General features: G+C 41.9%; 22 protein-coding genes. 19 read left to right on the top strand and 3 right to left on the bottom strand.

The features are described from left to right. Nucleotides 1-7 precede the first annotated feature (7 nt). Entirely contained in the window at nucleotides 8-421 is a 414-nt protein-coding gene (locus tag GLIP_RS19230) for a hypothetical protein (RefSeq protein ID WP_008846374.1), read from the bottom strand. 321 nt (nucleotides 422-742) lie between these two features. On the opposite strand from GLIP_RS19230, the gene GLIP_RS19225 reads away from it, so the two are divergent. The 12 genes from GLIP_RS19225 (at nucleotide 743) to GLIP_RS19165 (ending at nucleotide 17,895) form a co-directional block, all read left to right on the top strand. Next, nucleotides 743-3,049: a TonB-dependent receptor gene (locus GLIP_RS19225; RefSeq protein ID WP_052155031.1), complete on the top strand. Its 2,307-nt coding sequence runs from the start codon at nucleotides 743-745 to the stop codon at nucleotides 3,047-3,049. Nucleotides 3,050-3,071: 22 nt separating this feature from the next. After that, on the top strand, nucleotides 3,072-5,225 hold the full coding sequence (locus GLIP_RS19220; RefSeq protein ID WP_008846372.1) for an FAD-dependent oxidoreductase: 2,154 nt from the start codon (nucleotides 3,072-3,074) through the stop codon (nucleotides 5,223-5,225). Between the two features lies 1 nt (nucleotide 5,226). Then, nucleotides 5,227-6,033, top strand: a complete 807-nt coding sequence (locus GLIP_RS19215) for a DUF547 domain-containing protein (protein WP_008846371.1) — start codon at nucleotides 5,227-5,229, stop codon at nucleotides 6,031-6,033. Further along, nucleotides 6,020-7,315: an ABC transporter substrate-binding protein gene (locus tag GLIP_RS19210; protein ID WP_040523656.1), complete on the top strand. Its 1,296-nt coding sequence runs from the start codon at nucleotides 6,020-6,022 to the stop codon at nucleotides 7,313-7,315. The genes GLIP_RS19215 and GLIP_RS19210 overlap by 14 nt, the downstream gene beginning before the upstream one ends. Nucleotides 7,316-7,331: 16 nt before the next feature. Beyond that, complete coding sequence (locus GLIP_RS19205; RefSeq protein ID WP_008846369.1) at nucleotides 7,332-9,065, top strand: ABC transporter permease; 1,734 nt, start codon at nucleotides 7,332-7,334, stop codon at nucleotides 9,063-9,065. Nucleotides 9,066-9,106: 41 nt separating this feature from the next. After that, nucleotides 9,107-9,760 (top strand): ATP-binding cassette domain-containing protein, encoded by a 654-nt coding sequence (locus GLIP_RS19200; protein WP_008846368.1) that lies wholly within the window; start codon nucleotides 9,107-9,109, stop codon nucleotides 9,758-9,760. Then, on the top strand, nucleotides 9,750-10,394 hold the full coding sequence (locus GLIP_RS19195; RefSeq protein WP_008846367.1) for a CDP-alcohol phosphatidyltransferase family protein: 645 nt from the start codon (nucleotides 9,750-9,752) through the stop codon (nucleotides 10,392-10,394). Before GLIP_RS19200 ends, GLIP_RS19195 begins: the two co-directional genes overlap by 11 nt. Continuing rightward, nucleotides 10,387-11,178, top strand: coding sequence for a sterol desaturase family protein (locus GLIP_RS19190; RefSeq protein WP_040523655.1), 792 nt, complete (start codon nucleotides 10,387-10,389; stop codon nucleotides 11,176-11,178). Before GLIP_RS19195 ends, GLIP_RS19190 begins: the two co-directional genes overlap by 8 nt. A 299-nt stretch (nucleotides 11,179-11,477) precedes the next feature. After that, the gene (locus GLIP_RS19185; protein WP_161602061.1) at nucleotides 11,478-12,836 is read left to right on the top strand and encodes a TolC family protein; all 1,359 of its coding nucleotides are present in this window, start codon (nucleotides 11,478-11,480) and stop codon (nucleotides 12,834-12,836) included. Between the two features lie 9 nt (nucleotides 12,837-12,845). Beyond that, nucleotides 12,846-14,030 carry an efflux RND transporter periplasmic adaptor subunit gene (locus GLIP_RS19180; protein ID WP_008846364.1) on the top strand — a complete coding sequence of 395 codons (1,185 nt, stop codon included), beginning with the start codon at nucleotides 12,846-12,848 and terminating at the stop codon, nucleotides 14,028-14,030. Beyond that, nucleotides 14,020-17,130 (top strand): efflux RND transporter permease subunit, encoded by a 3,111-nt coding sequence (locus GLIP_RS19175; protein WP_008846363.1) that lies wholly within the window; start codon nucleotides 14,020-14,022, stop codon nucleotides 17,128-17,130. Before GLIP_RS19180 ends, GLIP_RS19175 begins: the two co-directional genes overlap by 11 nt. A 303-nt stretch (nucleotides 17,131-17,433) precedes the next feature. Next, nucleotides 17,434-17,895, top strand: a complete 462-nt coding sequence (locus GLIP_RS19165) for a hypothetical protein (protein WP_153886383.1) — start codon at nucleotides 17,434-17,436, stop codon at nucleotides 17,893-17,895. A 156-nt stretch (nucleotides 17,896-18,051) separates the two neighbouring features. Here the strand turns inward: GLIP_RS19165 and GLIP_RS19160 are convergent, their stop codons facing one another. Together GLIP_RS19160 and GLIP_RS19155 are read right to left on the bottom strand one after the other, a co-directional pair. Beyond that, nucleotides 18,052-18,627: a DUF3299 domain-containing protein gene (locus GLIP_RS19160; RefSeq protein WP_040523654.1), complete on the bottom strand. Its 576-nt coding sequence runs from the start codon at nucleotides 18,625-18,627 to the stop codon at nucleotides 18,052-18,054. A 130-nt stretch (nucleotides 18,628-18,757) separates the two neighbouring features. Beyond that, on the bottom strand, nucleotides 18,758-19,168 hold the full coding sequence (locus GLIP_RS19155) for a hypothetical protein (RefSeq protein WP_008846359.1): 411 nt from the start codon (nucleotides 19,166-19,168) through the stop codon (nucleotides 18,758-18,760). Between the two features lie 149 nt (nucleotides 19,169-19,317). On the opposite strand from GLIP_RS19155, the gene GLIP_RS19150 reads away from it, so the two are divergent. The 7 genes from GLIP_RS19150 to GLIP_RS19120 all read left to right on the top strand — a co-directional run bounded on the left by GLIP_RS19150 (nucleotide 19,318) and on the right by GLIP_RS19120 (nucleotide 26,852). Then, nucleotides 19,318-20,562 (top strand): RNA polymerase sigma factor, encoded by a 1,245-nt coding sequence (locus GLIP_RS19150; RefSeq protein WP_008846358.1) that lies wholly within the window; start codon nucleotides 19,318-19,320, stop codon nucleotides 20,560-20,562. Nucleotides 20,563-20,663: 101 nt separating this feature from the next. Further along, the gene (locus GLIP_RS19145) at nucleotides 20,664-21,512 is read left to right on the top strand and encodes a YciI family protein (RefSeq protein ID WP_008846357.1); all 849 of its coding nucleotides are present in this window, start codon (nucleotides 20,664-20,666) and stop codon (nucleotides 21,510-21,512) included. 10 nt (nucleotides 21,513-21,522) lie between these two features. After that, nucleotides 21,523-21,882 carry a YciI family protein gene (locus GLIP_RS19140; protein WP_008846356.1) on the top strand — a complete coding sequence of 120 codons (360 nt, stop codon included), beginning with the start codon at nucleotides 21,523-21,525 and terminating at the stop codon, nucleotides 21,880-21,882. Between the two features lie 43 nt (nucleotides 21,883-21,925). Beyond that, complete coding sequence (locus GLIP_RS19135) at nucleotides 21,926-22,279, top strand: DUF1428 domain-containing protein (protein WP_008846355.1); 354 nt, start codon at nucleotides 21,926-21,928, stop codon at nucleotides 22,277-22,279. A 24-nt stretch (nucleotides 22,280-22,303) separates the two neighbouring features. Then, nucleotides 22,304-22,483 carry a hypothetical protein gene (locus tag GLIP_RS22175; RefSeq protein WP_407638180.1) on the top strand — a complete coding sequence of 60 codons (180 nt, stop codon included), beginning with the start codon at nucleotides 22,304-22,306 and terminating at the stop codon, nucleotides 22,481-22,483. A gap of 158 nt (nucleotides 22,484-22,641) precedes the next feature. Beyond that, the gene (locus GLIP_RS19125; RefSeq protein ID WP_008846353.1) at nucleotides 22,642-23,760 is read left to right on the top strand and encodes an efflux RND transporter periplasmic adaptor subunit; all 1,119 of its coding nucleotides are present in this window, start codon (nucleotides 22,642-22,644) and stop codon (nucleotides 23,758-23,760) included. A 14-nt stretch (nucleotides 23,761-23,774) separates the two neighbouring features. Further along, nucleotides 23,775-26,852 carry an efflux RND transporter permease subunit gene (locus GLIP_RS19120; RefSeq protein ID WP_008846352.1) on the top strand — a complete coding sequence of 1,026 codons (3,078 nt, stop codon included), beginning with the start codon at nucleotides 23,775-23,777 and terminating at the stop codon, nucleotides 26,850-26,852. Nucleotides 26,853-26,910: the final 58 nt, after the last annotated feature.

Below are 26,910 nucleotides of genomic sequence, written 5' to 3'. Positions count from 1 at the left end.
TTTCAATTTATTTAACCGTGAATTTAACGTCTTGATCACGTAATAAATATAATGCAAAACATGCAGCCCACATCGGCCAAGCCGCGAAAAACAATAAGTTGTTAAACCCATCAATGTATTGATTATAAGAAGATAGGGTAGACAAACCATGCAACACAAAAATCAATCCATAAGTGATACGTTTTTTGATACCCGCCATAAACGCCAGTATTAATACCATCTGCAATGTACCTAGAATATAAGCCACCACTTCATTTGCGCCGCTTATGCCATAAAACCCTTCTAAAATGCGCGCGCTATGCCCAGGGTTAACAAATTTATCTAGCGTCCACATTAACATCACGATAAAGACGCCTAAGCGCAGTGAAAAAAGTGACCAGTGTAGGCGTTTTTGGAAATCAGGATTTGTGGAGCTTGTCATTAAGGTTCCTTAAATAAAAATAAATAATCTTCAGTTGAGCAAGACCGTACTAATGCAGATATATTTCGAAAATTTAAAATTTATTTATAAAATTTTGCGTTTCTCAATGTAAAGTTATCCAAGCTCATATCTTGGGTGACTGAAAAAACAGTATAAAAAACAATTATTTCCATTAACCTAGATTCTAATAATCGGATTTATTTGAAAGTTTATCCGATGGTCTATGGTCTTTAGTGACACAATATTTTAGATCTATGCGGAGCTTTCTTGAATCCAACACATTTAACAATGGCGTTTGTAACGACGTTGACAATACCTTTAATGGTCAATGCCTCTGACGATGCAACTGCTGAAAACCTAAATGCCATTGAGCATGTTGAAGTGGTTGGTCAAACGCTTAAATCACAGGGACTTTCAGTAAAAGACGCATTGATTGATGGTCCATTTGGTAGTGACAAATCGCTACATGAAATAGCACGCTCAATTACCCCAATCTCTAGCGAACTCATTGAGCAACTCAACATATCGAGTTTACATGATGTACTCGCAATCAGCCCTAACACCTATGCGGCAAGTGGCTTTGGTGCACCTAGTTTGCCGACTATCAGAGGACAATTAGGTGAGCTGTTTCAAGATGGAGTGCGGCGACAAGCAGGTAATAATGGCTTTGGTGTACCTTTGTCATTTAATGCGGTTGAGCAAATTGATGTCGTAAAAGGAGCGCCACCAGTGCTGTTTGGTTCAAGCCAACGAAATGGTGGTTTTGTGAATCTAGTATCGAAAACAGCAAGCACAGATGCTAAATCGGGTAGGGTTAGCTTTTCTGCGGGACGATGGGATCAATATCGTTCCAGCTTAGATTACACCGCACCTTTGGTCACAGATAAAGTAGGGATTAGAGTCAGTGTCGAGCACATTGATAGCGGTAGTTACTATGACTTCACGCAAACTAAAAGCGATAGTGCGTATGTAGCATTGCGAATATTGCCCGACAGTAAAAGTAGCTGGGATATTAACTTTGAGATATACCAAGTCGAATTTACTGACAATGCCGGTATAAATCGTCCGACTCAAGCATTAATTGACCACGGACTTTATATCACCGGTCAAGGTGTGCAAGCCGACGGAAATACGATACCTGCAGCAGGTTCAATTGTGTCTCCAACTGGACAAGTTTTTATAGATCGCAACACGGTATTGACGGATCCTGAAAATGAAAACGAGGCCACCACTTATCTGCTTCACAGTATCTATAAACGCCAAATCACAGCCAATACTTCAATCAAAAATATAAGTTATTTTCAACATTTGCAACGCGAAGAAATTGCTCAGAACAGTTTCGTTGAAATTATTGACGGCGCCGATACTGCGCAAAACCGCACTGAGTTATCTCAGCAATGGAGCAATAATCAACACACCACTTTTGCTTTCGATGTGCGTTACAACAGCGTTTTAGGCTACAGTCAATTTACTACCGAAGCGGATCTACCAATTGATTTAACCGGTCCACTTTCAAATCGTCGCATCCCCCTGACTACGGAACAACAGGCAAGATTGGTCGAACTGCGACCAGGTGTATTTGTGTCACCAGGCGGTCAATACGATATCAATAATGACGGTATTGGCGACTTTAATTTATCCGACACTACCGATTCAAAATCTTGGCAAACAGGCATTGCTGTTCAGCACGACTCTGACTGGACAGATAAACTACTTACTAGCGTTGGATACCGCATAGATTTTTATAATGTGGAAGCGCGAGATCCCATAGCACCAGAAGGACAAATTGCAGCAAGCGACAAAATTGACGATATTTTACATTCCGGTCAGTTTAGCCTTAATTACCAAGTAGATAGTGATGTGACTACTTATATAGCCGCTAGTTACAACGAAGCTACAGCCAATAGTATGGCAGGCGGAAACACCTTAGGCGGTGATAATATGATTAGTGCGCAAAACTTTGCCACGCAAAACACATTATTAGAATTGGGCGTCAAGTACGCACCATCAAACAGTTTTTGGTATGTGGATGGGGCTATTTTCAGCCAACGCCGCAGCTTACGCAATCGTGATGGCAGCAACACCGGCATTCGTACTCAGGGTTTTGAGGGACAAGTGTTTTATGATGCTCACCCTTATTGGTTTAGCGCAGGTTACAGTTATATCGACGCACGCTACGACAATTCTGCAAGCAGCCAAGACTCTGCTCAAGTTGCAGACGCCTTTGACAACTCGCGCCCAGATATTATTGCAGGTACCGGCGTCGGCGCACCAAGCTTTACTTCCTTTGCACCTTCCACTCAACAAGTACAAGGTATTCCAGAGCAATCTTTAAGTCTCAATGGAAGTTATGCAATTACCACAAATTGGCAGGCTGGATTTTCGGGCTTGTATACTAAGAGTTACCCATTGGACTTTTTAGCAACCGTTAAAATTCGTGATCAATATACCTTAAACGTCAATTCGAGCTACGCGTTTACACCCGCAACTAAGTTACGTTTAGATATAAACAACATCACTAATCAACAAAACTGGCGACCGGTTTTTGAAGGTGGTTATTTTGGAGCCACATTGGTGTTTCCTGAGTTGCCAATTAATGCCAAATTAACCCTGAGTCATACTTTTTAAGTAGACGTTTAAAGAGAAAAAAATGTTTAAAAAAATAATCTTGTTGTTCGTTGCAGCCATTGCTGTTGGCTTGTTTTTTCACTTCGATCTTCATCATTTACTCACTCTGGAAGGCCTGAAAGGCTCGATGGAGCAGTTTGATCAATTCAAACAAGCTTCTCCGCTTTTAGTGATAGGTGGATTCTTTTTACTTTATGTTTTTGTCACCGCACTATCATTGCCCGGAGCCGCAATTTTAACCTTGGCAGCGGGCGCACTGTTTGGATTATTTGAAGGCTTATTGATCGCATCATTTGCTTCGAGTATCGGCGCAACATTGGCCTTTTTAGTTTCTCGTTACTTGCTACGCGATGCCATTAAAAAACGCTTCCCTGAACGACTTAAATCGATAGACAAAGGGGTTGAAAAAGAAGGGGCCTTTTATTTATTTACCTTGCGATTAGTCCCGGTATTTCCATTCTTTTTAATCAACTTGCTGATGGGATTAACCGCGATTAAAACCCGAACATTCTATTGGGTGAGCCAAATTGGCATGTTAGCAGGCACATTTGTTTACGTTAATGCGGGCACACAATTGGCGCAAATCGAAAGTCTATCGGGAATTTTATCGCTGAACTTAATATTATCTTTCGCACTATTAGGTTTTTTCCCACTCATTGCTAAAGCCATTTTAAACCAAGTAAAAAAACGCCGAGTTTACCAAAACTATACTAAACCGAAAAAATTCGACCGTAACATGATTGTTATTGGCGCAGGTGCCGGCGGCTTAGTTACAAGTTACATTGCAGCAACAGTCAAAGCCAAAGTCACTCTAATTGAAGCAGGTGAAATGGGCGGTGACTGTTTAAATTACGGCTGCGTGCCCAGCAAAGCCATCATTAAAAGCGCTAAAGTGGCGGAACAAATACGCCATGGGGAAGACTATGGCCTTGAAAACAGTGTTCCACAATTTTCGTTTAAAAAAGTCATGGCAAGAGTGCACAAAGTCATTGCAGACGTAGCCCCGCATGATAGCGTTGAACGCTATACCAACCTTGGTGTCGAGGTTATTAAGGGTTACGCAAAACTGGTTGACCCATGGACAGTCGAAATTAACCTTAATCAAGGTGGTAAGCAAACCTTAACCGCTCGCACAATTGTGATCGCCACAGGTGCGCGCCCATTCGTTCCTCCATTACCGGGCATAGAAGAAACAGGTTATGTCACCAGTGATACCTTATGGAGTAAGTTTGCTGAACTAGATGAAGCCCCCAAAAAACTAGTTGTGCTTGGTGGAGGGCCGATTGGCTGTGAATTGGCGCAAAGTTTCTCGCGGTTAGGGTCGCAAGTAACTCAAATTGAAATGGTAGACCGCATTATGATTAAAGAAGATCTTGATGTATCTACTTTTGCTCACCAAGCGCTTACTGAAAGCGGTGTAACGATACTCACATCGCATCAGGCACTTCGTTGCGAAACTCGCGATAATAAAAAATATATTGTCGTGAAGCATCAAGAGCAGGAACAACAAATTGAATATGACGAATTGATCTGTGCTGTAGGAAGAAGTGCTCGGTTAGAAGGTTATGGACTTGAAGAGCTAGGAATTGAAACCAATCGAACCTTGCAGACTAACGAATACCTGGCAACCTTATACCCCAATATTTATGCTGCCGGTGATATTGTCGGCCCATATCAGTTTACCCATGTTGCGTCGCATCAAGCTTGGTATGCGGCGGTTAATGGTTTGTTTGGCCAATTTAAAAAGTTTAAAGTAGATTATCGAGTGATCCCTTGGACAACCTTTATTGATCCCGAAGTGGCGCGGGTTGGTATCAATGAAACGGAAGCAAAAGATAAAGATATTGACTATGAAGTTACCCGTTTTGAATTTGCAGAGTTAGATCGCGCCATTACCGATAGCGCGACAAAAGGCTTTATTAAAGTTATTACACCAAAAGGTAAAGATAAAATACTTGGGGTAACTGTGGTATCTGAACATGCAGGAGACTTAATCGCTGAATTTGTATTGGCAATGAAGCACGGTTTAGGTCTTAATAAAATACTAGGCACAATTCACAGTTATCCTACTTGGGCAGAAGGTAATAAATACGCTGCGGGTGAATGGAAACGTAATCATGCCCCGCAAAAGGTGTTGAATTGGCTTGAAAAATATCACACGTGGCGCCGAGGATAATATGTTGAAATATATGACAAAAACGCTGCTGCTAGTAACATTTGCGCTATCAATACCCGTTGTAAGCAGCGCAAGCGACTTGCACAACAAGTGGCACGAAATCGTCAGTCAGCATGTTGTGACCATTGACAATGGCCATAGCACAGCAGTGGACTATGCAGCGATTAAACAACATCACGGTGAGCTAAGAGCCTATTTGAATTCATTGGAAGCAGTAACTCAAGATGGATTTAAACAATGGAATAAAGAGCAACAATTGGCATTTTTAATCAATGCTTATAACGCCTGGACAGTCGAATTAATCTTAACAGAATACCCAGATCTTCAATCAATTAAAGATTTGGGCGGTCTGTTTAGCTCGCCGTGGAGCAAAAAGTTTATTCCTCTGCTTGGCAAAACACGAAGCCTTGATGATATTGAACATAACCTGATTCGGGGAAGCGATAAGTACAATGATCCGCGAATTCATTTTGCAGTGAACTGTGCAAGTATCGGCTGCCCTGCTTTATTAGAAGAAGCATACACTGGCGAGAAACTAGACGAACAATTACACGCTCAAACAGTGCGCTTTTTAAGCGATAAAACGCGTAACTTTGCGCAGGATAATACCCTAAACTTATCCTCCATTTTTAAATGGTATGGTGACGATTTTAGTCAAGGCTTTAACGGCGCAATGTCGTTACAACAATTTTTACTGCAGTATTCAACAGCATTAGCACTCACGGATAAACAGCGAATAGCGCTAAAAAATGACGCTATGACAATTAACTTTTTAGACTACAACTGGGAATTAAATGCTCACCAATAGAGGTCGGCAGGTGTCAAATCGATTCAGGTTTTGGCCTCTTGTTTATTTCCTTTGTAGCATGATAAGTATCTCGAGTTTCGCAGTTTCCCTGAATAGCAGCATCGACGAAAAAGACCTAGATGATCCACATACTCATTGGCAAGAGGTCGAAAGACTCGGTAAAAACCAAGAGGTGTATTTTTATGCTTGGGGCAGCGACGCACAAATAAATGCATATATTCAATGGGCAGCCGAAGAACTTAAGGCCAAATATAATATTCAACTTGTGCACGTAAAGCTCAGTGACACTAGTGAAGCGGTAAGTCGTGTTCTAGCCGAAAAATCTGCGAATAATCATCATCTGGGCAGTGTAGATCTCATTTGGATAAACGGTGCAAATTTCGCCACTATGAGTGAACACGCTTTACTGTTGAAAGATTGGGCAACTAAGCTGCCGAATTTTCAGCTAACGGATCCACTTAATAATCCAACGGTAAACTTCGATTTTGGTATTCCCACCAATGGTATGGAAGCACCGTGGGGACAAGCTTCTTTTACCTTTTACTTCGACAGCCTCGCAGTCAAAAAACCACCCAAAACTTTAAGCGACTTATTCACTTGGAGCCAACAGAATCCGGGACGTTTTAGCTACCCTAAACCACCTGATTATTTAGGTATGAGCTTTTTAAAATATGCGTTGGTTATCTTGCATGAGCAAAGCAACGAATCCATTCGCGCACAATTAAATCAACCAACCAGGTCGCAAAATATTAAAACAATGCTCGAACCACTTTGGCAATTTCTAGATGAACTACATCCAAACCTGTGGCGAAACGGCAAGCATTTTATGCAAAGTAGTGCACAAATGCGCCGATTGGTAGATGATACTGAGCTTAGCTTAGGATTCACTTTTACTTCCCCGGAAATACCGGCGGCGGTGGACCGTTACGATTTACCCCGCAGTATTCGCAGCTATGCAATGGCAGACGGTAGCTTAAGTAATACTCACTTTGTTGCCATTCCGTATAACGCCAGTCACCCTCATGCGGCTCAAGTTGTGGCTAATTTTTTATTAAGCCCTGAAGCACAGGCGCATAAACAAAATCCTGCTATCTGGGGGGATAAAACGGTGCTTGTTCAATCGGCCTTAACGTCAGAACAGCGGGCTTTATTCCACAGCGACAATCAACACCCAAGTGCTTTACCAACCAATAGTATTGAACGAACACTGAGTGAGCCTCATCCAAGTTGGGTGGCTGCAATTGAGCAGGGATGGGAGCGGCGCTATGGAGCAAGTCGATGAGTGAGGTTGCAAGGTTATGGCGCTGAATTCCAATGCTCATCAACGCAATAAAGTAGATTTCTTTTCGCGCATAACCAAATTCAGCCCGCATTTTTTATTGTGCATATTAATAGTGCCGGTGTTGGGCGGTTTACTAAGCGTCCTGTTACCCGCATTTGGTTGGGCTCCAGCGATGGAGCAAACGACATTCGGATTACATGGTTTCAAGGCGCTTTGGCAAACGCCGGGATTAGGGCAAATGGTCATGTTAACGATTACCACCGGACTGGTAAGTACAGTGTTAGCATTTGTCATTACTTTGCTGATGTTATCTGCATTTTTCAACAGTCCTTGGTTAAATCGCATTCAGCGTATATTTAGTCCAATTTTAGTCATTCCCCACGCAGCAGCTGCCATTGCCGTTGGGTTTTTAATAGCGCCATCAGGTATGATTTCACGCTTGATTTCACCGTGGTTAAGCTCTTGGGAGCTGGCCCCTAACGGCATTTTTCCTCACGACTCCTTAGGCATCAGTATCATTTTAGGGCTGACCTTAAAGGAGCTACCTTTTTTGTTATTGATGGCTTTAGGTGTGCTGGCACAACCAGAATTGGGAAAAAAGCTGAAGCAGCAACACCAAGTTGCGCTTAATTTAGGATACTATCCTATGACTGCTTTTTTTAAGGTAGTACTACCGAGTCTTTACCCGATGCTTCGCTTACCAATATTAGCAGTGCTTGTTTACGCCAGTGCCAGCGTAGAAATGCCATTGATTTTAGGCCCTAATACACCTCCAACATTAGCAGTGGCAATAATGCATTGGTTCCAAGATGTTGATTTGAATTTACGCATAAAAGCGTCAGCCGGCGCATTGTTGCAATTGTGCTTGAGCGGTGGATTGCTGGCTTTATGGTTGATTGCAGAAAAAGCAATAAGTCGATTGAGTCATGCCCCGCTGACCAATGGTAAACGGCAATACTGCGATGCCATTTGGAACAAAGTTACGATACTCCTCACGCTACTGATAATTGCTTTTATTGGTCTGGCATTGATCGGCTTAATTTTGTGGTCTCTGGCTGGATTTTGGCGTTTTCCGGCACCCCTTCCTGAACATTTAGTACTACTACATTTTGAAAGCGCGATTGCGCAAATGGGAAATCCGCTATTTAATACGCTAGCAGTAGGTGTTATTGCAACTATGTTTGCTGTGATAGTCACGTTATTTTGCTTAGAAGCTGAACAACTCAGTGCTAAGCCTCTTTCGAGGTTTACGAGCATCATTATCTATTTACCATTAGTTATCCCCAGCATTGCGTTTTTATTTGGTTTAGTCTGGATCCAGCAATTAGTGCATGAGCAAGCGTCTTTTTTTAACGTGGTATTTGTTCATTTACTATTCGTGTTGCCGTACGTATTTTTGTCTTTGGCCAGCAGTTACAGGCGCTTAGATCCGCGTTTTGCAAGAGTTGCCGCAAGCCTAGGAACAACTCCACTCAATGTATTTTTACAGGTCAAATTGCCGCAGTTGTTTGCGCCTATATTAATTGCCATTGCCTTAGGGTTAGCGATTAGCTTTGGTCAATACTTACCCACCCTTTTAGCCGGAGGTGGGCGGATCAGTACAATTACAACAGAGGCAGTAACGTTAGCTAATGGTGCAAGTCGGCGCACTAGTGCTGTTTATGCCATTATACAAATGGTACTTCCTTTGATTGGGTTTATGTTGGCGTGGATTTTACCAAAGTATTTTTTCAAGAGCGCATACAAGTGAAGAAACGAGTGAGTAGTAACAACAAAGTTATAGGTATATAAATGCAGCCCTCATTGCAAATTAAAAATTTACAATTGTCTCTGCAAAACGAACTGCTTCTCAAGCTTAGCGAAGACGTCATTGGCGGCGAAGTTCTAACTATTATGGGACCATCGGGAAGTGGTAAATCCAGTTTGTTAAACTGGCTCACCGGAACACTACCCAGCGCTTTCAATGCCACAGGCGAAGTTTGGCTTAATGGTTTGAATATCGACAATTTGCCATCGCATATGCGTCACATTGGCGTTCTATATCAAGATCCACTACTGTTTTCACATTTATCAGTAGCCGGTAACGTGGCATTTGCTATGCGTAAAGGCAATAAGAAGCAACGACAAGAAAAAGTCGAACACGCCCTTGAACAAGTAGGCTTAAAAGGCATGGGGAAACGACATCCTGACACCCTTTCGGGAGGACAACAAGCCAGAGTTGCCTTGTTGCGGCTACTTTTGAGTGAGCCAAAAGCAATATTACTTGATGAGCCCTTTAGTAAGCTGGACACTCAACTTAGAGTTGATATTCGTCAATTGGTATTTGAACAAATTCGCGAACACACACTCCCAGCCATAATGGTGACCCATGATCATAGCGACGCGGAAGCGGCCCAAGGAAAGGTTGTTACATTACAACCTTTAGGTAATCAAGATGCTAGATAGATATATTACGCCTGTTATAAAACCTTTGCTTACACCTATGGTTGTGCAACTAGATAAACGCGGTATCAGTGCAGACCAGCTAACCGTCGCCGGTTTTATAGTAGGTCTATGCGCACTGCCATTGTTGGCTTTTGAGCTTTGGTATGCAGCCCTTTTTATGATTATTTTAAACCGAGTAGCTGATGGTTTAGATGGCGCATTAGCTCGTTATACAGATCAAAGTTCCAGTGCCGGTGGTTTTCTAGATATCACCCTAGACTTTTTGTTTTACGCTGCCGTTCCATTTGGATTTATCCTCGCAAACCCTGATCAAAATGCAATTGCAGGCGCATTTTTGTTGGTCAGCTTTATTGGCACAGGTTCAAGCTTTTTAGCATTCGCCATTGCCGCTGAAAAATTTTCGTTGGATAAGCCCCAATTCAAATATAAAAGCTTTTATTACTTAAATGGCTTAACAGAAGGTACTGAAACGATCGCATTTTTTGTGGCCCTATGTATTTGGCCAGAACATTTCGCTGTGCTTGCCAGCCTATTTGCAGTTGCCTGTTTTATTACCGTATTCACCCGCATTCACGGCGGCTATCACACTTTAAAGTTGCAACAGTCCACAGCAAAAGAAATGTCCAATGACTAATGAAATATGGTGGCGACTAGGCTCCTTCGTCAGCATTCTATTTATCATGATGCTACTAGAATGGCGTCATCCTGCTCGAACCTCGGCTGTTAAGGCGAGCACTCGTTGGCTGGCAAATTTTGGATTAGTGTTTAGCGCATCGATAATTGCACGCTTAACCGTTCCAATTGGCCTAACGGCCGTGGCGATATATAGTAATAAACACAATCTGGGGCTTTTTAGCCACCTTGAACTACCCAATTTTTTAGTCATTATTCTAAGCTTACTGGTACTCGATATACTTATTTATTGGCAGCATAGATTGTTTCATCAAGTACCTATTTTGTGGCGTTTACATCGAGTACATCATGCGGATGCCCATGTAGATACGACAACCGGCTTGCGATTTCATCCGATAGAGATTGTATTGAGCATTTTACTAAAGTTGAGTGCAATCATCGTGCTTGGAGTGCCTGCGATCGCTGTACTTATATTTGAAATAACTCTCAATGGGTTAGCTTTGTTCAACCATGCCAATATTCGTTTACCCAGTGTCATTGAAAAACCATTACGCCTTGTGCTTGTTACCCAAATGCTCCATCGTATCCATCACAGCCAATATGCGAAGGAAACCAATTCAAATTATGGTTTTAGCGTTATTTGGTGGGATAAATTATTTGGTAGTTATAATGATGTTGCGAGTAAAAGCGATGACGCATTAAAAATAGGCTTAATCGAGTATCCAGATCCTAAGCAAAACGCCTCTCTGTGGGCGTTACTGAGTATGCCATTTAGACAAAAATAAGCATGTAAGACGGCCCCCGCTCGACACTGTCTCTAAAAAAACCTTCAATACTAATTCGTATAAAACTAAATTAATTCATTACGTGCTATTGAATCTTATTTGTTATATATAATAATACACAATGTAAATTTTTCGAAAAGATTCTCAGCATCTGCATTAATGTGCTAATTTCGCTTATTAAACGATTAGATCAAACATCACGATGTATTTGCAATAACACCTAATTAATGGGCTTGGCTAGGATGCGACTAAGATTATTATTCACAGCTAAACAGACTTTTTACCGATATAGTTTGTTGATGCTGTCTTTTACAATAGCCGGTTGCAATATAAACCACGTTGAAGGAATCGACGTAGACGAAGTTTTTTCCCAATATGAACCGTCTTTACGCGACGGCCAACAACTTCTCCTCAATGATAAATGGTGGTTAGCTTTTAATGACCCTATCTTAAATGAACTCATTGAATTGGGATTAGCTAATAACCCTTCCCTTTCTTCTAGTCTTTTAAGGCTTAAAAGCAGTCAACTAAACATCGACATCGCCAATGCAGACTTTTACCCCGACTTAACCCTGAATAGCAGCGCCACTACTGATATCGAAAAACCTAACAAAGTAACAGATTCATTAATTGGCTTGTCGAGTTCTTGGGAGCTTGATTTATGGGGCCGTATCTCCGCATTGGAAGAAAAAGCGAAGTGGGATTATGCGGCCAGACGAGCTTTACACCAAGCCAGAGTCAACGCGTTGGCAGGCAGCATCACAGTTACTTGGTTCAATTTATTGGCAGAAAACGAAAAAGGACGTATTTTTGCTGGTCAATTTAGTCGAACAGAGCAAGCACTTAAAGTTATCAAGCAGCGGTTTGCCAGTGGTAAAAACTCCATTACAGACATCTGGCAACAAGCGCGCTTGTTAGAATCAATCGTCGCCCAACAAACTCAAAATAATGCGCGCGCACAATTATTTAAACAACAATTATCATTTCTGGTTGGTAGCCACACACTCCCAGACATTGAGTTACATCCTTTACCGACATTTGATTCGCTCCCCGAAATGGGCATTTCCATTTCTATGTTGCAACAACGACCAGATATTCAACAGGCCTACGCAGAGTTGCGATCGGCAAATGAGAACTTGGCGGCTTCAGTAAGCGCAATGTTTCCCAGACTAAGCTTACGTGCCAGCTACAATACTCGGCAAAATGATACCAGCGAATTATTTGATCAATGGGCAGGTAATTTGGTTGCGTCTTTGGCTCAACCTCTATTTGACTCGGGGGTAAGACGTAATCGAGTGAACCAACAGGAATTAATATTACAAGCCTCTTTTGCTGATTTTAGACAAGCCTGGTTGAGTGCAATTCAAGCTGTTGAAGAGCGCATTATCAATGAAGAACGCTACTTTAAGATTAAAGAATTACTCACCAATCAACGGGAATTGGCTGAAAAGACTGCACAAGTCGTTTCGATTAAATATTTACATGGCAAAACAACCTACTTGCAACTATTGCGGGCTCAGGAAACGAACTTATCTCTAGAAAGACAATTGTTCGATGCGCGGTTAACTTTGATAAATAACCGCGTCGCCTTATTCCGAGAGTTAAGTCACGGCCAGTTTAATCAAACGCCACAATTTATCGATTTAAGTAAGAATTAATGAAGCACAATGACCACTGAAAAAAACGCTAGTACCACAAAAAAACTCGTTCCGATTGTGATCGTAATATTGACGATCATTTTGTCATTTTGGTTGCTCGACTCTGGGGAAGTAGAGAAGAGAGCTAACAAATCGGTTCATAAAAAAACGCGAGTTGTTAAAGTCGTACCTTTTACTAAACAGACTGTTGTGCCGAAGTGGCAAACCTCAGGCTTAGTAAGTGCGACTGAATCGGTTGTGGTAACACCTGAAATTAGTGGTGTCATTGAAGATATAAATACACAGGCTATTCCCGGTGCGCTGCTAGATAAAGATACTTGGTTGGTTAAATTAGAAGCCGAAGATTATTTGCTCAATTTACAAACTCAACAAGCGCAATTAGATAATTCCCAAGCAAAACTCGAACTTGAATTAGCTGACCAAAGGCTGGCGCAAGAAGAGCTTAATCTACTAACAGATATCGATAATATGAAAGTTGATATGGCTCTTGTATTACGTGAACCACAATTAAAATCAGCAGAAGCACAAATCACTATTGCTCAAGTTAATCTAAAAAAAGCTCAGGTGAACCTTCAAAGAACACAAGTGACTATGCCTTTTAAAGGAATGATAGAGCGACGTGAAGCCGGCGTGGGTAGTAGAGTCGGATTGAACACGCAACTATTTGAAATTATTAACGTTGACCGATTTTGGCTGGAAGTTAAAGTTCCCAGGTCATTTTTAGCATTATTAGACACCCAAGCTACCGCCTCTGTTACCCAACCTTCACTATGGACCGAGGAACAACAAAGATCGGCAAAATTTGTATCGGTATTACCCAGCCTCGACGAAAAAGATCGACAAGTAAAACTGCTTTACGAAATTGAGAATCCATTGTCTGAATATCCAGAAATCTACATTCACGACTTTTTAAAAGTTGAATTATCTGGTGTTGCCTTGAAAGATTCATGGGCTGTGCAAGCGGGTTGGATTCAATCCGACAATACTATTTGGGTGGTGGACAAGAATAAACGGTTAGCCAAAAGGAATGTTGAAATTCAATTTAAAGGGCAAGAAATTGTTTATGTAAAAGGGGATATTCAAAAAACTGATTTAGCTTTAAACGAACAACCTCGTGGTGCTATTGAAGGTATGGAAGTCAGGCCCCGACGAGATAAGGTAATCGAATTACAAGAGCAACAAGATGCCGAGTAACAGCCCAACACATTTTAATCCTATCAGTTGGATGATCCATCATGGCGTGGCACCGCATCTATTGATGCTTCTGCTAATCCTAGGCGGCTTAGTTATGTCGCTGATGATCCGCAAAGAATATATGCCGGAAACGACATTAGATAGCGTATCCGTGATGGTTAGTTATCCTGGTGCTGCACCAAACGAAATAGAACCATCGATTGCCATACCGGTAGAAGACGTAGTAAGCAATGTAGAAGGGATAAAGAGCACGCGAACATATATTCGTAATGGGTTTCTGCGTGTTCGTTGTGAGTTGGAAGCGTCAGCCAATGGACAAAAAGTCTACCAAGACGTACAACAAGAAATAAATCGTATTACCTCGTTCCCTTCTGGCATCGAAAAACCAATAGTCAGGTTAGATCAAAGAGTTGTCGATGTGATGGAAATCGTAGTCCACGCAGACCTAGACAAATTCGACATAAAACGCTTAGCTGAACAACTTCAAGGGCGACTGCTAGATTCGCCTTATATCTCGCAAGTGGCATTGCGTGGTGTGAGAAGCGAAGAAATCCACGTTGAGGTTTCACAACTCACTCTGCAATCATACGGTCTTACTTTAGAACAAGTTTCTGGCTTAATACGACGCAGCGTAGTTGAACAATCCGCAGGTAAGGTCAAAACCAATGAAGGTGATATCGTTGTTGTTATTGATGAAAGGCGCTATTGGGCAGAAGAGCTAGCAAAACTGCCGATTATCGTTGACGCCGACGGAGATCAACTATTACTCGGTGACATTGCAACTGTGTCAGAAGGATTTGCAGATGAACGCAATCTGGTTACTTACGAAGGTCAATTATCAGCCCAGTTAAAAATCTATCGTGTTGGCAACCAAAGCCCCACTGATATAGCCAACTCTGTGAAAGAGATGTGGCCAGAACTGGAAGCTTTATTGCCTCCCAACGCAGGCTTAGCCATTGTTGATGATGATGCTACCAATTATCAGAAGCGACTTACATTGTTGCTAACCAATGCCTTTATGGGATTGATTCTGGTACTCATAGTGATGAGTTTGTTCCTCGAGTTTAAGTTAGCATTTTGGGTGGTTGCAGGGATACCAAGTTCATTCTTAGGGGCAATACTGTTTATGCCCAGCTTCGATGTTTCTATCAATATGGTATCCATGTTCGGATTTATTATTGCGCTGGGCATAGTAGTAGATGATGCGATTATTGCAGGTGAAAATATCTATTCTCATCGACAGGAAGGCATGTCCTATTTCGATGCTGCGGTATTAGGGGCAAAAGAAGTCGCCAAACCCCTGACGTTTGCTATTTTAACCAACATTGTCGCCTTTTTGCCGCTATTGTTATTACCAGGATCAATGAAACTGCTATTTGGCGCGATTCCCATTGTAGTTGTGCTGTGTTTCTTGGTGTCGTGGGTTGAAGCTTTATTTATTTTACCCTCACATTTAGCCTCGATTAAAGACCGTAAACCGGGTCGTTTTATGGTCTTGGTCAATAAATGCAGAGCGGTTTGCACAAATGGCTTAGAAACGCTGATCACTCAACACTACTTGCCTTTGTTGAAAAAATGTCTCGCTTGGCCTGCCCTCACACTCTCTTTGGCAGTGCTAAGTTTTGGACTCGTTCTATCCTATGCAATGAGCGGTAAAATGGGCTTTAGTCTTTATCCGCAAATGGACGGCCGCTGGGTCAAAGCAAACTTTGAAATTAGCCAAAGCGAACCAATGGAAAAGGCCTTGGCCTTGCGTGAAAAATTAGAACAAAGCGCAAGTGAGATGTTAGAAAAAAATAATGCTAGCGACATTTTGGTAGCCACCCGCAGTATCATAAGCGATACCGGTGTTGAGGTTGCGTTACTGCTGGTCGAAAGTGAGGAACGTGAGTATAGCACTCAAGATGTACGTCAATGGTGGCGCGAAAGTGCTAAAGAATTAGGCGCATTTGGCAAGTTACGTTTTTCAGGCGCACGACGCGGCAGTAGTGAAGTAGCGGAGTCCTCTTTAACCTTAAACATTGAACACACTGATACGCAAACCTTAATGTTAGCCTCACAAGATGCTCGCGAATATTTAACTAATATAGAAAGTGTGGTTAGCACAGTTATCTCATTAGAAGAAGGTAAACCACAGTGGAAGCTCAAATTGAATGAAAATGGTCGTGCGTTAGGTTTAAAAGCGGCGGATTTAGGCGCACAAATGCGCGCCGCATTATATGGCTCCAGAGCACAACGACAGCACAGGCTTAGCAATCAAGTTACCACACTGGTGCGCTTACCGGAAAACGAGCGTGCTAACGCTAATACCATTGAAAACATAATGATAAGAACGACGGGGGGAGGCTATGCGCCGCTCGGCAGTGTGGCAGAGATCGAAAAAGTGCTCTCGCCTGGAAGTATATTCCGTCGAGACGGAAAGCGCATTGAAAAGGTCGGCGCAGATATTGAGCCTGAAGAAGCTATTCCAGCTGTTCAAGCTAGCGTTCAAGACAATTTGGTTGATGAGTTAGAGCTGCGTTACCCCGGGCTAAAAGTACAATTTGGTGGTAATCAGCAAAAAATCGCGGACAGTGTTAGTAGTCTTGAACTCGGCACAGGCTTTGCGCTGTCAATGATTTACATATTACTTGCCATCGCATTTAGAAGTTATGAACAGCCATTGTTAATCATGGCGATTATTCCATTTGGCGCAATTGGTGCAATTCTGGGTCACATGGTGCTTGGCTTTGGACTTAGCGTAGTAAGTCTAATGGGAATGTTGGCGTTGGCAGGCGTGGTGGTCAATGACAGTCTTATCTTAGTTGAGTACGCCAATAAACGATTAGCCAAAGGAGACGACGCTCACACTGCGATAGTAACCGCATGCCAAAGGCGATTTAGACCAATTATATTGACGACGTTAACGACATTCGGTGGTTTGGCTCCGATGGTTTTCGAAACCTCTCGTCAAGCACAGTTTGTAGTACCTATGGCGGTATCACTCGGCTTTGGCATCCTTTTTACTACCATTATTTGTCTGTTGGTATTGCCTTCATTGTTTATTGTATTTAATAAAGAGCCGATACCTAAAGTAAACCCGGTTGTGATTGAAAATTAACATTAATCAATTTAAGTGCTCTCCATCGGATGTACTTATCTGCCCCCCAAATTAAACGGTTTCTGGTGAGCTTTATAAATAGCCGTTTCGTCGATATAACTTGACCGATACACAAGCATTTTGCTAAGTTCAAAATTCAACCATTTGGGAAAGTAGGTTAAATGGACAACCAACGCTTTCCGATTGGAAGCGTTGAGCTCTCGTGTATCTACCTTGCTAATTTCCAAACAAAAACCGGTTCTTTTTCGCGTTTGCTAAAAGAATATTGTAAACCTCGTTCAACTGACAAATTAGGCTTTAAAGATGAAAAAATTATCTGTTTTTCTTGGGTATTGTTGCGTACTTTTTTCAGCGTATAGCTTTAGCTGTCAATACCACGAATATGGAACAAGCAAAATCCCCCAATTTCCTCCGTTGTTACCCGAATTGCACCCAGTGATGCTTCAGCATTTTAAACCTCCACAAAGTGCGCCATTGAACGTTACTCTTTCTGCTGATAGAAGTGCCTCAGCAAGGGAAGGAGCCTTTACGATTAGCTATTACATACACCCAGATTATCACAATGTAAAAGCAGAATTAGTGAGCAGTAAAGGCGTCAAAGTGATAGGCAGGAGTACTATGTATTTAACTCGAATTGAAGGGGAGCAGTCGATTAAATATCAGGCCATATCAGATGATTCACAGAAAGTCCGAGTGCGTATTTCAGCAGTGCACAAAGATATGCCAATCATCGTTGAAAAACGGATTAATCTGTCTTCAACTTAATTAGAAAAATGCGGCGTGAGCGAAGCTGCCCCTACTTCTTCTAAATTAATAAGTCGCAGCTTGTATAGATGAAAACGTGTAGGTGCTTCCAACATGGCGGAAAATGGTTGCGGCTCAATTTAACTTGAACCGCTCTACCTTTTGAAAGAAGTGACGTTAGTTATATGTTTCAATATTATCTAACGAAATTGCGTAAGCTGATGTTCCCAATTCATTACTATTGGTTTCAACATTAATCACTCCTTCAAACCAAAACGCAACATCCAGTTGAGGTACTTCAACCCCTTTATCAAATTTCGCATGAATAATTTGATTAGGCGGTGGTGGTGGCATATGTAGACATGCTCCGAAATAAGGAACAATGAAAAACTCCACGACACGATGCTCGTCATCTGAGCTAAGTGGCACAATAAATCCAGGAATTCTGACCGATTTTTTGTCAAAACTTTCCATAATACGAGTGGATGTCAGCGCCTGTTGAAAACGTTGTACATTATCACTCTTCGTCCCCATGCTAGATAGCGCATCAACTGAATCCAGTTCACTGCCATCTTCGATATCAATCAAAAAGTCAGGTGGATCAAGAAGTGCGTTTAAATCATCCTCAGGAATTAACTCTACCCATTCAATCTCATCATAAGTCGGATTACTTATCGCATTTGCACACATAAAAATAAGTAGCAAAATTGATAGGCTCCACCGACAACGCCCAAAAGCTCTTATTTTTTTCATTGTGTTTTTTACTCTTAATTGAAATGACCGTGCGCTTAAAAGATATCACTCAATACCCGCGCATAGCAATGCTTCAAACTCAATTACCATCACTACTGCGGGGTACTTCATCCCATAAACAGAGTCATTATTATTGGTTTTGTTCAGCTAATTTTTTATCTTTGATTGATTGCGCAATGTGTTTAAATTCATAGGTTGGATAAATTTCAGTATCAAAAATTCCCCACGCTGCTTTTTCTATGGCTAGATTAAGCGTACGTAAATCTTTTGGATGAATTTTGACAGTAATAACCTGACCCAACCCCATCATCACGTACCATGAATCGATTTCCATTCCCTGCGGAGGAAAAGACTGCCAAAAACGATTTTCATCCATTTTTGCTTGTAACTCTGTCAGGTTTTTATCTTGTTGATGTTTGAGCACTACAGTTACTAAAATTTTGTCACTGTTAATGGTAGTGCCTTCATCTGCATTAGCTGTACTAAAAAGGCCTATAAAGTATAGCGCTGGGATGGCGATAAATTTTAAACATAATTTCATAAATTAACCCATTTAATTAAGCTGGAATGTTCATACTTTTTACGCAAAGTAAAAACGTAAGACGAAACACTTCGGTTACGTTTTGTGGCTTGCGTGTTCACATATTAGACGTTTAAATAGCGCTTTACACTTCTTTTTATGAAGGTCAAATGAGTGCATCAAAAGACTTAAGTGAGCAGCTAACGCACCTATATAAAAACCACGCTAGCAAGGTGCTTGCTAGTTTAGTGCGCCTGCTAGGAGATTTTGATTTAGCTGAAGAGGCCATGCATGAGGCTTTTTCAGTAGCGCTTGATACATGGAACAAACAAGGTGTTCCAGCGAATCCCACCGCATGGTTAATTTCCACTGGACGTTTTAAGGCTATTGATAACTTGCGCAGAAGCAAGCGCTTTGGTGAACTTGAGCCTGACATTCAACGCTTACTGACTGAAATTGAGGAACATAATCAAACGCTAAGTCAGCAAGATATAGAAGACGATCAACTGCGGATGATTTTTACCTGTTGCCACCCAGCGATCGATCCGCAAATTCAAATTCCATTAACCTTACGGGAAGTGTGTGGGTTAAGTACCGAGGAAATTGCCAGCGCCTATCTCGTTTCTACCTCCACGATGGCGCAAAGAATTGTGCGCGGAAAAAATAAAATTCAACAAGCGAAAATCCCGTTTGTGATTCCAGATTTACAAGAACTGCCAGAGCGACTTGATGCAGTGTTATCGGTAATCTATCTAGTTTTCAGTGAAGGATATTCAGCATCAACAGGCAACTCTTTGTTACGTGTCGATTTATCCAATGAAGCTATTCGCCTTGCCAGGCTGGTGTTAGCTTTGCGACCAGATTCGGAAGTAATGGGATTGTTAGCACTAATGTTGCTACATGAATCAAGACGCAAAGCCCGCACCGATGAAAATGGCAATATTATTTTGCTACAAGATCAAGATAAAAGTTTGTGGCTACAAAGCTATATTGATGAGGGACGTTCGCTGGTTCAGCAAGCATTAGAAACACGCAGAGTAGGAGCTTACACATTACAAGCGGCGATTGCTGCCGTGCATGCGCAATCGACTGACAATACCGATTGGAATCAGATAATTTCACTTTATTCAGTGTTATTGCAAGTCGAACCGTCTCCCGTAATAGAGCTTAACCGAGCAGTAGCTATTGCTATGCGAGACGGGCCACAGGCCGGTTTAGATGCCATAGATAATATTGAGGAAAAATCAGAATTACGTGGTTATCACAAACTTTACTCTACCCAAGCCGAGTTTTTTAGTCGTTTAGGCAAAACCACAGAAGCCGCTGCTGCATATAAACAAGCATTAAAACTCGTAAAACAATCAGCTGAGAAGCGGTTTTTATCTGAAAAACTAGCTGAACTTAGCCCGAATTAAAATTTATTTCAGAAATTTTTTATTTCTTGTCGATTTAATCAAATCTCATTCGATTAATAGATATGAAAAGAAAAATGCTTAATCTGAATAGGAAACAAAACATGAAAGTAATGGTAATAGTAAAGGCCTCTACTGATTCGGAAGCGGGAAAAATGCCTAGCAGTGAGTTATTAGAAGCGATGGGAAACTTTAATCAAGAATTGGTTAATGCCGGAATTATGGAATCGGGTGATGGGCTTAAGCCCAGTAGTCAAGGCTATCGTGTGCGGTTTAGTGGTAAAGAACGTGCTGTGACGCAAGGTCCATTTGCGGAAACCAACGAATTGATCGCGGGCTACTGGATATGGAATGTTAGTTCGATGGAAGAAGCTTTAGAGTGGGCGAAAAAGTGCCCCAACCCAATGGAGGTCGATTCGGATTTAGAAATTAGACCTTTCTATAGCATGGAAGATTTTGCTGATATAGAAGGATCTGCGGATGTCGAAGCCCAAGAAAAAGAAATGCAGCAGACCATATCTTTGCAACAAGCCAATCTAAACAACTACTTATTTTTTTCTGGTCGTTGTGAAGAGGCTTTAGATTATTATCAAACACATTTAGGGGCTAGGTTGGGGATGTTAATGCGGTTTAGTGACAGCCCCGAACCGTTACCTGAAGGTATGCTGTCACCCGGATTTGAAAACAAAGTGATGCACTGTGAGTTCTGCGTGGGAGACTCAAAAGTATTAGCCTCTGACGGCTGTGGTGAAGGCAATACGTTTAGTGGCTTTAGTTTAGCTCTAACAGTAAATACTAGCGATTTAGCCCATCGAATATTCGCAGCGTTAGCGGATGATGGTGAAGTAAACATGCCATTGGCAGAAACATTTTGGTCGCCACTTTACGGACAGGTTACCGATAAATTCGGAATAGCTTGGATGATAATGTTACCCGCTACAGAATCTCATTGAGGAGAAACGAATGCAATATATGCTATTAATTTATAGTGATGAAAACGATTGGACGGAAACTCAGCGCTCAGATTGTATGCAAAAATCCATGCTGATTAGCGCAGAATTAACTGCACAAGGCAAACTGATTTCTGCTTCTCCGCTACATTCAGTTACCACTGCTACCAGCCTGCGTATAAAAAATGGCAAACGGCAGGTAACTGACGGCCCTTTTGCAGAAACCACAGAGCAGCTAGGAGGGTATTACATTATTGATGTAAATAACCTAGATGAAGCAATTGAAATAGCCAGTAGTCTGCCCCCAGCGCAAAAAGGCACGGTAGAAATCAGGCCAATATTTGAATTGCCAGAAATGCAAAGTGCAACATAAAAGAGTGGTTTAAAAACAACTGAATTTTGTGAGGAAAAATAAGATGAATTATGTAGATGGTTTTGTAGCCGCTGTAGCGAGCAGCGATCGCGAAAAGTACCGCCAATATGCGCAAGATGCGTCAGCCGTATTTAAAGAAAACGGTGCATTATCAGTAGTTGAATGTTGGGGAGACGATGTACCTGAGGGTAAAATTACTTCATTTCCAATGGCAGTGCAGTGTAAAGCCGATGAAACCGTGATATTTTCATGGATAATCTGGCCATCCAAAGCAGTGCGCGATGCTGGATTAGAAAAAGCAATGCAGGACCCACGCTTCGATATGGAAAAAAATCCAATGCCATTTGATGGAAAACGGATGATTTTTGGCGGCTTTGAAATGATAGTTGATGCATAATATGGTGTTACAAATAATAAGGAGGTGTTTTTGACCGTTTTAATTATACTCGGCGTGTTGATCATTGCCCTTCTTATCGTTGTGCCCTTATTAGAGCGTTCAAACTTTAGAATGTCTAACCAACAGATGTCTAAGATGAGCCGTTGGATTTTGCCATTGGTAATGTTAATGGTAGTGATTCAACTCATTATGTATTACATGTAGATATCGTTAGAACGATTAAAAAAGCAAGAATCGACAACAAAGCCCACAATTTTTTAATTTTGGGCTTTCCTTTTTATATGTATATATATACAGTATTATTTTTAATAAATGCTAAACCGGTGTTTATAAAAGCACTTTAAATCGATAGAGGATTTGACATGTCTCGCAGCCGTGCGATTTTATTTTCCCTAGTGTTGCTAATTATCATCATTGCGATAATTGGCGGCATTAAAGCACAACAAATTGGTTTCATGATTGAAAGCGGTGAGTCTTTCAGTCAACCACCCGAAACTGTCAGTGTAAGTGCAGTGGAGCAACAAACCTGGCCGAATAAGTTGTCTGCAGTCGGCTCACTTGAAGCTTGGCAAGGTTTAACCATTACCTCTGAAGTTGATGGCCGTATTGCCAAAATCCATTTTGATTCTGGTCAACAAGTCAAAGCTGGTGATTTATTGGTTGAACAAGAATCGGGAAATGAAAAAGCATTGTTGCGTGCAGCGCTAGCCAGATTAGAATTAGCTAAAAATAATCTCAAACGTTTAAATTCGTTACGTGATAAACAATCGGTATCTCAAAGTGCGTTAGAAGAAGCATCTCAACTGCTAGATTCCACGCAAGCAGAAGTAGATGGCTTGAATTTCACTTTGACCAAAAAGCGCATAGTCGCGCCTTTTGATGGGCGCTTAGGGATACGTAAGGTGTATTTAGGCCAAGATCTACAAATTGGCAGCGAAATTGTCACATTGCAGTCTATCGATCATCTTCGGGTGAACTTTCGTATTCCGCAACAATGGGCAAATAAAATTAAGCCAGGATACCCTGTTTTAGTTGGCACCCAGCAAGGCGACAGAGTTAATGGAGAAGTACTTGCGACTGCTGCAGAGATCGATAGCCAATCACGCAATTTGCACGTCCAAGCTAAAATAGATAATTCATTGCAAACCTTATTACCCGGCATGTCAGTGGGCTTAGAAGTGACCTTACCCGACGAATTGCAAGTTTTGGTAATTCCAAATACGGCCGTATTGTACGCGCCATATGGTGATACCGTCTTCGTGATTGAAAAAGGTCAGGCTGGTAATGCAGATACTGTTAGACAGCAATTTGTAAAATTAGGCGGTAGCCGTGGCGATTTTGTTGCAGTTGAAAATGGTTTATCAGCGGGACAACAGGTAGTAAGTGCGGGTGCTTTTAAACTATTTAACGGAATGTCTGTGGTAGCGAGTGATAAACCCGATCCAGAACGCAGCCTCCATCCCCAGCCGACTGATTCCTGAGAAATGACTTTGTTATGAAATTCACCGACTTATTTATAAAACGTCCTGTTGTTTCTGTCGTTGTCAGTATATTAATCTTGATAGCAGGCTTTCAGGCTGCAACTAATTTAACCGTGCGCCAATACCCTAAAAGTGATGTGTCTGTTATCAATATTCAGACGGCATACATAGGTGCCAGTGCTGATTTAGTTAAAGGTTTTATTACCAGTCCTCTTGAGCGTGCAATCGCGTCAGCGGAAGGCATTGACTACGTTGAATCCAGCTCTTCATTGGGGCTGTCTGACATTAAAGTACACTTAAAGCTGAACTTTGATCCCGTTAGAGCTATGTCTGAAATCAATGCTAAAGTCAGCGCAGTTAGAGGGGATTTACCACTAGAAGCAGAAGTACCGGCATTGAGTATCATTTCTGCTGATAGCGAATTTGCCGCAGCCTATTTAAGTTTCACTTCAGATATCCTGTCGCAGAATCAGATTACCGATTATCTGCGGCGCAGCATTCAGCCGCGTTTAGCTGCCATTGATGGTGTGCAAAAAGCGGAAACCTTGGGTGGTCGTGTATTCGCCATGCGCATTTGGCTCAAGCCTGAAGCAATGCAAGCGTTAAGCGTTACTCCGACTGAATTGCGTCAAGCCTTGGCTGCCAACAATGTACAAGCAACTTTAGGTCAAACTCGAGGCATGTTGACCCAAGTGAATTTGAGTGCTGATACTGACCTAACATCGGTTGAAGATTTTCAACAACTGATTATTCGGCGCACCGCTCAAGGGACAGTGCGACTTGCAGATGTAGCAGACGTCGAGTTGGGCGCGGAAGATTATAATACCGTGGTCAGTTATTCAGGCCAAACAGCGGTGTTTATGGGGGTTTGGGTAATGCCAACCGCCAATGCCTTAGATGTGATGAAAGCGGTGCGTGAAGAAATGACTGCAATCCGTGAAAAGCTTCCCACTGGTTTAGATGCAATCGTATCTTATGACTCGACCGAATATATTGAAACCGCGATTGAAGAAGTTATCAAAACGTTGACAGAGACATTGCTGATTATCATTGTAGTGATCTTCTTGTTTTTAGGTTTTAGTCGTTCGGTATTAATCCCTGTTTTTGCGATTCCGTTGTCATTAATTGGCGCATTATTTTTAATGCAAATGTTTGGGTTTACATTAAACCTTCTCACTTTGTTGGCAATCGTTTTGAGCGTTGGTTTGGTGGTGGATGACGCCATTGTTATGGTTGAAAATATAGAACGACATATCGAAGAAGGTAAATCGCCGATTCAGGCCGCTTTAGTAGGCGCGCGTGAACTAGCTGGGCCTATCATTGCCATGACCATTACATTGGTGTCTGTTTATGTGCCGATTGGTTTTCAAGGTGGCCTTACCGGCACACTCTTTCAAGAGTTTGCGATTACGTTGGCAGGCGCTGTCTCGATATCAGCTATCGTCGCCTTGACCTTGTCTCCCATGCTTGGCTCGCGCTGGTTAAAAACTCATAAGAAAGTCAAAGCGCCACTGGGTCCTGTATTCGATAGTTTCCAAACGTATTATAGCCGTAGCTTAACGGGTAGCTTGAACAACCGGCCTGCTGTTTACCTGTTTTGGATAGTTATTTCTGTGTTAGCGATTGTGATGTATATGATGTCCCCCACAGAACTGGCTCCTACAGAAGATCAGGGCGTGATATTTGGTATTACCGAAGCACCCGCAAATAGTACTATTGATCAATCGGTGTTTTATGTTGAACAGGCCAATGATGTCTATCAAAGCATTGATGAAACTGACTTTACGTTTCTACTAACATTTCCCAGCGGTGGATTTTCAGGCATGGTCGTTAAACCTTGGGATGAACGCGAACGTAGCGTGATGGAAATTCTACCTGAGGTACAGCAAAAGCTGGCGACTATTAGCGGTGTTCGTATATTCCCAATTACTCCTCCTGCCTTACCGGGTGGCGGTAGTTTCCCTTTCGAGTTCGTATTGACTTCTCAAGCCGAGCCTGAACAGATATACGAGATATCTCAGATTTTGGTCAATAAAGCTATGGAAAGCGGTATGTTTGCTTTTCCTCCTATGATTGATTTAAAAATTGATCAACCAAATGCCAAATTAAAAGTAAATCGTGAAAAGGTTGCCGAGCTTGGTTTGGACTTGCAGACAGTCACACAAGACTTAGCCGTATTATTAGGTGGTAACTATGTGAACCGCTTTAATATGGAAGGCTACAGTTATAAAGTGATACCGCAAGTTAAGCGCACGTCACGACTCAATCCCAGTGATATTGAAGATCTTTACGTGACTGGTCTAGGTGGCAATATGATAAGGGTTGCAGATATTGCCGAAATTGAAGTGAGTACAGTGCCTCGCAGCCTGAACCGCACACAACAAATGAATTCCGTGAAAATAAGTGGCCAACCCATGACATCGTTGGATGAAGCTCTAACCTTCATGGAAACCGAGGCGCGCAAAATTATGCCTCAAGGATACGGTATTGATTACACTGGCCAATCAAGACAATTACGACTTGAAGGCAACACTTTTTTACCGGCGTTTCTAATGGCAATCACGATGATATTTTTAGTTTTGGCTGCACAATTTAATAGCTTTCGTGATCCGTTAGTCATTTTAGGTGGCTCTGTTCCATTAGCATTATTCGGGGCAATGGTATTTACCTTTTTAAAAATACCTGCACCTATGCCGTATTGGACAGATGGTTGGACGACTACACTAAATATCTACTCCCAAGTAGGCTTAGTTACTTTAGTTGGACTGATTGCTCGTAATGGTATTTTAGTTGTGGAATTTGCTAATAAATTACAAGAGCAAGGAAAATCAAAATTAGAAGCTGTACAGCAGGCTTCTATTATACGTTTGCGACCGGTAATGATGACGAGTTTGGCAACTATTGCAGGTCATACGCCATTGATATTTGCATCTGGTGCTGGAGCTGGGGCGCGCAATGCCATTGGCCTAGTGTTAGTGTGTGGTATGGCGATAGGTACGATTTTTACACTTTACGTGTTGCCGTCGGTTTATATGCTGTTAGCTAAAGATCACAGCAAAGCCGAACATTTACAGGCTGAGTTCCAGACCTAATTATGAAGCGTAATCAGACGGGCTGAATATAAAAGCCCGCTAGCAACGTTGTCACTTA

This window comes from Aliiglaciecola lipolytica E3 (assembly GCF_000314975.1).
Lineage (GTDB): Bacteria > Pseudomonadota > Gammaproteobacteria > Enterobacterales > Alteromonadaceae > Aliiglaciecola > Aliiglaciecola lipolytica.
This window is presented reverse-complemented; position numbering and strand designations above follow the sequence as displayed.